The 6,367-nt window shown below is 72.0% G+C and carries 6 protein-coding genes; 1 reads left to right on the plus strand and 5 read right to left on the minus strand.

The genetic code is table 11. The features are described 5' to 3' along the window. Positions 1-22 precede the first annotated feature (22 nt). From AB0C69_RS10875 to AB0C69_RS10885, 3 genes are all read right to left on the minus strand, one after another. Positions 23-1,144, minus strand: a complete 1,122-nt coding sequence (locus tag AB0C69_RS10875) for a DUF475 domain-containing protein (RefSeq protein WP_345174512.1) — start codon at positions 1,142-1,144, stop codon at positions 23-25. Between the two features lie 62 nt (positions 1,145-1,206). Then, positions 1,207-1,785 carry a TerD family protein gene (locus AB0C69_RS10880; protein WP_345174511.1) on the minus strand — a complete coding sequence of 193 codons (579 nt, stop codon included), beginning with the start codon at positions 1,783-1,785 and terminating at the stop codon, positions 1,207-1,209. 40 nt (positions 1,786-1,825) lie between these two features. Further along, positions 1,826-2,401: a TerD family protein gene (locus tag AB0C69_RS10885; protein WP_149257552.1), complete on the minus strand. Its 576-nt coding sequence runs from the start codon at positions 2,399-2,401 to the stop codon at positions 1,826-1,828. A gap of 220 nt (positions 2,402-2,621) precedes the next feature. Here AB0C69_RS10885 and AB0C69_RS10890 point away from each other — a divergent pair, with 220 nt between their 5' ends. Next, positions 2,622-3,872, plus strand: coding sequence for a molecular chaperone DnaJ (locus AB0C69_RS10890; protein WP_360352487.1), 1,251 nt, complete (start codon positions 2,622-2,624; stop codon positions 3,870-3,872). Between the two features lie 11 nt (positions 3,873-3,883). On the opposite strand, the gene efeB is transcribed toward AB0C69_RS10890, so the two are convergent. Then, complete coding sequence (gene efeB / locus AB0C69_RS10895; protein ID WP_345174507.1) at positions 3,884-5,128, minus strand: iron uptake transporter deferrochelatase/peroxidase subunit; 1,245 nt, start codon at positions 5,126-5,128, stop codon at positions 3,884-3,886. A 25-nt stretch (positions 5,129-5,153) separates the two neighbouring features. Further along, entirely contained in the window at positions 5,154-6,287 is a 1,134-nt protein-coding gene (efeO, locus tag AB0C69_RS10900; protein ID WP_345174505.1) for an iron uptake system protein EfeO, read from the minus strand. Between the last annotated feature and the right edge of the window lie 80 nt (positions 6,288-6,367).

The raw sequence follows: 6,367 nt of genomic DNA on the forward strand, positions 1-6,367 counted from the left end.
TTCCGGGTACGCGTGGCGCGGGTCAGACCTGGCTGGAGTGCAGCGGCCGCCCGCCGCCCGCCGCCGAGTCGGGAGAGTCCCCGCCCTGGTTGCGGTTGCGGACGACGGAGCTGGCGAACGCGGCGATGATCAGCCCGGCACCGAGCCCGCCGGTGATCCACTCGGGGACGTGGTGGCCGATGCTCACCAGCATGCAGACCGCGAGGGCGCCGATCGCCCAGTGCGCGCCGTGCTCCAGGTAGACGTACTCGTGCAGCGTGCCCTTGCGGACCAGGAACACCGTCAGCGACCGGATGTACATGGCGCCGATGCCGAGGCCCAGCGCGATGACGATCGGGTCGGTGCTGATCGCGAAGGCGCCGATGACGCCGTCGAAGCTGAACGAGGCGTCCAGCACCTCCAGGTACAGGAAGAGGAAGAAGCCCGCCTTGCCCGTGGCGAGGGCCAGGGAGCTCGGCCCGCTCCGCCCGCCGCTCTTCCCGGCCTCCGCGCCGTCCTCCTCGTCCTCGTCGTCGTCCTCGCTCGCCTCGGAGAACAGCTCCCCGAGCCCGTTGACCAGGATGTAGGTCACCATCCCGAGCACGCCGGCGATCATGACGCTGCCCGGGTCGGAGGCCGACAGCCACGCCACGAGCGCCAGCGAGCCGCCCGCCACGACGACCGACAGCTGGTCCAGCTTGCCGATGCGGGCGAGCGGCCGCTCCAGCCACGGCAGCCACTTGTCGGCGCGCTCCTCGAACACGAAGTCCAGGAACAGCATCATCAGGAACATGCCGCCGAACGCCGCGATCATCGGGTAGGCGTCGTTCATCAGCTGGTGGTAGCGGTGCGAGTCGTTGAGGGCGAGGTCGAACGCCTCGACCGGGCTCAGCTTGGCCGTGATCCCCACGATCAGCAGGGGGAAGACCAGCCGCATGCCGAACACCGCGATCGCGATGCCGACGGTGAGGAAGATCTTCTGCCAGAAGGCGCTCATGCGGTCGAGCACCTTGGCGTTCACGACGGCGTTGTCGAACGACAGCGAGACCTCGAGGACGGCCAGTACGGCGACCAGGGCGAGCCCGGTCGGCCCGTCGTAGAGCAGGGCGAGGAGCAGGCCGACGACCGTGACGCCGAAGGACCACCCGAAGGTGCGAAGAATCATGCGCGTATTTCTGCTAGGAAGGGCGGCCGGGCGGAGCGGCCGGGGTGCGGGGGCGCCGGCGGTCAGCCGACGTTGACGCCGAAGTCCATCGCGATGCCCGCCAGACCGGAGGCGTACCCCTGGCCGACGGCCCTGAACTTCCATTCGCCGTTGTGGCGGTAGAGCTCACCGAAGACCATGGCCGTCTCGGTGGAGGCGTCCTCGGTGAGGTCGAAGCGCGCGAGCTCGTTGCCGTCGTTCCGGTTGACGATCCGGATGAAGGCGTTGCGGACCTGCCCGAAGCTCTGCTGCCGGTTGTCGGCGTCGTAGATCGAGACCGGGAACACGATGCGCTCGCACTCGGCCGGCACCGCGGTGAGGTCGACGTTGATCGACTCGTCGTCGCCCTCGCCCTCGCCGGTCAGGTTGTCGCCGGTGTGCTCCACCGAGCCGTCCGGGCTGCGCAGGTTGTTGAAGAAGACGAAGTGCTGGTCCGACATGACCTTGCCGGTGCTCGCCAGCATCAGCGCGGAGGCGTCCAGGTCGAAGTCGGCGCCGGTGGTGGCGCGCACGTCCCAGCCGAGGCCGACGGTGACCGCGGTGAGGTTCGGCGCGGCCTTCGTCAGCGAGACGTTGCCGCCCTTGGCGAGTGAGACCCCCATGTGCGGGCTGCTCCCTTCCTGTCCAGACTGCTCGGACTGTTCAGATGTTGACGCCGAAGTCGGCCGCGATGCCGGCCAGTCCCGACGCGTACCCCTGGCCCACCGCCCTGAACTTCCATTCCGTCCCGTTGCGGTACAGCTCACCGAAGACCATGGCGGTCTCCATGGACGCGTCCTCGGTCAGGTCGTAGCGCGCCATCTCCGCACCGTCGGCCTGGTTCAGCACCCGGATGAAGGCGTTGCGGACCTGCCCGAAGTTCTGCCCGCGGCTGTCGGCGTCGTAGATCGACACGGCGAACGCGACCCGTTCGGCCGTGGCGGGCATCGCGCCGAAGTTGACCTTGAGCTGCTCGTCGTCGCCCTCGCCCGCGCCGGTGGTGTTGTCGCCGGTGTGCTCGACCGCGCCGTCCGGCGTGCGCAGATTGTTGAAGAAGACGAAGTGCTGGTCCGTAATGATCTTTCCGGAGGCGTCCAGGACCATGGCGGAGGCGTCGAGGTCGAAATCGGTCCCGGTCGTCGTGCGCAGGTCCCAGCCGAGACCGACGGTCACCGCGGACAGGCCGGGGGCCTGCTTGGTGAGCGAGACGTTGCCGCCTTTGCTCAGGCTGACGGGCACGATGAGCCTCCAAGATCGCATGCCGGATCGGACGCCGAACGGGCGCCCAGCCTTATCGACGTTGCAGCGATGCTATCCGTTCCATCCTTTATGAAGGGATGGCGACAATCTTTGTGATTCGGTCGCCACCCCGCCGTCGCCGCGCACCCGCCCGCCTTCCCGCATGGACGAAACCCGGGCCGGTTGCGCCAGACTGGGGGGCGGACGAAGGGAGGCTGCGTTGCGGGGACCGGGCGACCAGCGCCGCCGGGGCGGCCGCGGGGCACAGGCGGCGGCCGGGGCCGTCGAGGCGCGGGAGGCGGCCGCGGCCGCCTTCTACGACATGGACCAGGCGCAGAAGTACATCGACGGCCGCGTCACCGTGTTCGAGGACCTGGACGCCAAGGCGGCCGAGCCCGCCCGCCGGGAGTTCACCCGGCTCGCCGAGGCCGCCGACGCCGCCTCGGTGGCCTACATCTCCGTCCTGGACGCCCACGACCTCGATGACCGGGACCGGTCACCGGCCGAGTACGACGCCGCGCGGCGCGCGTTCGTCGCCTCCACCGAGCGGCTCCAGAAGATCACCGGGGACCTCAACGGCTTCGCCGAGCGCCTCGCCCCGCGGATGGCCCGGCTGGAGTCCGCGCTCGACCAGCTCCCGCCCCGCCTCACCGCCGCCCGCGACGCCGTGGCCGCCGCCGACGCCGCCGTGTCCGCGGCCAGGGCCGCCGGGATGGACGCCGCCGACCCGGAGCAGGAGCTGGACCGCGCCAAGCAGGTCCTGGCGCAGCTCGGTTCCCAGGGGCTCGGCGGGCTCGGCCTCGACGGCGCCATCCGCGCGGCCGACGAGGTCCGCGAGATCGCCGAGCGGGCGCGGGAGGCGGCCGCGGAGCTGCCCCGGCAGGCGCAGAAGGTCCGCGACTCGCTCTCCTCCGTCCGGACGCGCGCCGACGCCGTCGCGAACCGCGCGGGGGGCGTCCGGGAGGCGATGCGCGTGCTCGTGCGCGGCTACTCGCAGGCGTGCTGGCAGGACCTCAAGGGCGCCCCCGAGTCGATCGAGGCGGCCGTCACCCGGGCCCGCGAGCGGCTGAACGAGGCGTCAGCGCACGCGGGCCGCTCCGAGTGGAAGCGGGCGCAGCAGGCGCTCACCGCCGCGCGCACCGAGCTGAACGCGGCCGACCGCCGCGCCGGGCAGGTCACCGGGCGGGTGGAGGAGCTGAGAGCGGTCGCCGAGGACCCGGCCGGGCCCGTCGAGGGCGTCCGGTTCGCGGTGCGCGACGCCCAGCGGCTCGCCATGGCGCAGCCGGGCGGCGCCCCGCCCCAGCACGCCCGCGTGCTCGACTCCCTCGTCGAGCGGCTGGAAAGGGCGCCGCAGCGGCTCACGGGCGCCCACCCCGACTACTGGGCCTACCTGCAGGAGCTGGAGTCCATCAGGACGGCCGCCGGCGACGTGGTGGCGCGGATCCGCTCGGAGCGGGCCGGGCAGGGCTAGCCCGCGGCCCGTCAGGCGAAGAGGGTGTCGCCCCAGTAGCCGCCCTTGCGGACGCCGGGCGGGCACGCGTAGACGCCCGACCCGACGTGCTGGATGTACTCGTTCAGAGCGTCGGTGGCCAGCGAGTTCTGCACGCGGATGAACCCCGTCCGCGGGTCGCGCTGGAACGCGATGAAGAACAGGCCCGCGTCCAGCCGGCCGAGGCCGTCCGACCCGTCGGTGAACGAGTAGCCCCGCCGCAGGATGCGCGTCCCCTGGTTGGAGTCGGGGTGGGCGAGCCGCACGTGCGCGTCCGGCTTCATCTGGGACAGGACGGGCTTGTCGCGCTCCTTCCGCAGCCCGGCCGGCGCGCCCTCGCCCTTGTTGCGCCCGAAGACGTCCTCCTGCTCGCGCAGTGACGTGCGGTCCCAGGTCTCGATATGCATCCGGATGCGGCGGGCGACGAGGTAGGAGCCGCCCGCCATCCAGTCGGCCCCGTCGCCCCCGGCCGCCCACACGTGGCGGTCGAGCAGGTCCGCCTCGGTTCCGGCGATGTTCTCGGTGCCGTCCTTGAACCCGAACAGGTTGCGCGGGGTCTGCGCGTCCGGCGTCGTCGAGGACGTCTTGCCGAAGCCGAGCTGGGACCACCGGACCGCGACCACCCCGAACCCGATGCGCGCCAGGTTCCGGACGGCGTGGACCGCGACCTGCGGGTCGTCCGCGCAGGCCTGGACGGCGATGTCGCCGCCGCTGCGGGCCGGGTCGAGGTTGTCGCCGGGGAAGTGCGGCAGGTCGACCAGCGCGGCGGGACGGCGCGCCCTGAGGCCGAACCGGTCCTTGCCGTCCTTCTCGAACAGCGACGGGCCGAAGCCGATCGTCAGCGTGAGCCGGGACGGCGGCAGCCCGAGCGCCTCGCCGGTGTCGTCGGGCGGCGCGACCGAGGGGCCGCCGACCGCGCCGTCGCCGACCGGCCGGCCGGCGGTCATGGCGGCGGCCGCGGCCGTCCACTCCTTCAGCATCCGCACGAGCCGGTCGCGGTCGCCCGTCGTCACGTCGAAGGCCGCGAAGTGCAGCCGGTCCTGCACGGGGGTGGCGATGCCCGCCTGGTGCGCGCCGTGGAAGGCGATCGCGTCGCCCGCGTCGTCGTCCTCCTCCGCGGAGGCGACCCGGTCCAGACCGGCCCCGGCGGCGGCCCCGACGAGCAGGCTCGCGCCGGAGAACCCCAGCATCCGCCGCCGGGACATGCCCGGCCGCTCCTGCGTCCCTTCGCCCGTCATGCCGCTGCCGTTCCTCTCGTCCGGATCACTTGGCGACGGCGGCGGCGAGCTTGGACAGGGGCTCGCCCAGCGCGTTCACCGCGTCGGCCAGCTCCTTGCGCTCGTCCTCGCCGACCTTGTCGTAGGAGACGTAGCCGTCGCCCTTCTCGTGCTTCTTCAGCAGCGCCTCGACGCCCGCGAAGTTGTCGTCGAGGTCCTTGGCGAGCTGGGCGTCGTGCTCCTGGACGACCGGCTTGAGCAGCTCGTAGATCTTCCTGGCGCCGTCCACGTTGGCCTTGAAGTCGACGAGGTCGGTGTGGCTGAACGCCTCCTCCTCGCCGGTGACCTTGCCGGTGGCGACCTCGTCCAGCAGCTCCTTCGCGCCGCCCGCCATGTCGTTGACGGGGTCCAGCGTGAGGCCGGGCAGCCGCGACTTCAGCGTGCCGAGGTCGGCCAGCAGCTGGTCGCCGTACTTCTCCTTGCCCTTGACCGAGCCGTCCTTCCAGAGGGCCTTCTCCAGCAGGTGCCAGCCGGACCAGTCCTTCTTCTCCTCCGGCTTGAGGTCGGCCTCGCGCGCGTCGACCTTGGGGTCGAGGTCGCCGAACTTCTCGGCGACGGGCTCGATCGTCTCCCAGCCGACGCGGGACGGCGCGTACAGCTCCTTGGCCTTCTCGACGTCGCCGGCCTTCACCGCGTCCACGAACTTCCGCGTCTTGGCGATCGTGTCGTCGGTCTGGACGATGACGAAGGCCTTGTAGTCGGCCGCGGCCTTGCTCAGGCGCGGGTCCGCGCCGCCGGCGGCGCCGCCGGTGACCGTGACGTCCTGGGACGGCCCCTTGCCGGTCTGCCCGGCGCTGCACAGCAGCTTGTACGTGCCCGCGGGCAGGTTCACGACGAAGTCGACGCTGGTGCCGGGGCCGATGTTCTCCCGCTCGGCGAGGATCTTGCCGTCCGGCTTGAGCACCTCGAACTCGTTGACCTTGGAGCCCTTGTTGGCGACCTTGAAGGTGGTCTTGCCCGCGGGGAGGTCGGTCTTGGCGACCTCGCAGGCGTCGTCGGTGGCCGTCACGGCCACGGCGCCCGCCGCGCCCGCCTCGTCCCCGTCACCGCCGCACGCCGTCAGAAGGGACATCGACACCGCGGCGGCGCCGGCGAGCGCGAGGACGGACACAGGACGCATCAGGGTCTCCAGGAGCGTGCTTTGCCCTGGGACGGGTGGGTGAGGACGATCCCGGCGGCGATCGCGGCCACCGCCACGGC

Origin of the sequence: Actinomadura sp. NPDC048032 (assembly GCF_040653175.1) — a bacterium.
Classification (GTDB): Bacteria; Actinomycetota; Actinomycetes; order Streptosporangiales; family Streptosporangiaceae; genus Spirillospora; species Spirillospora verrucosospora.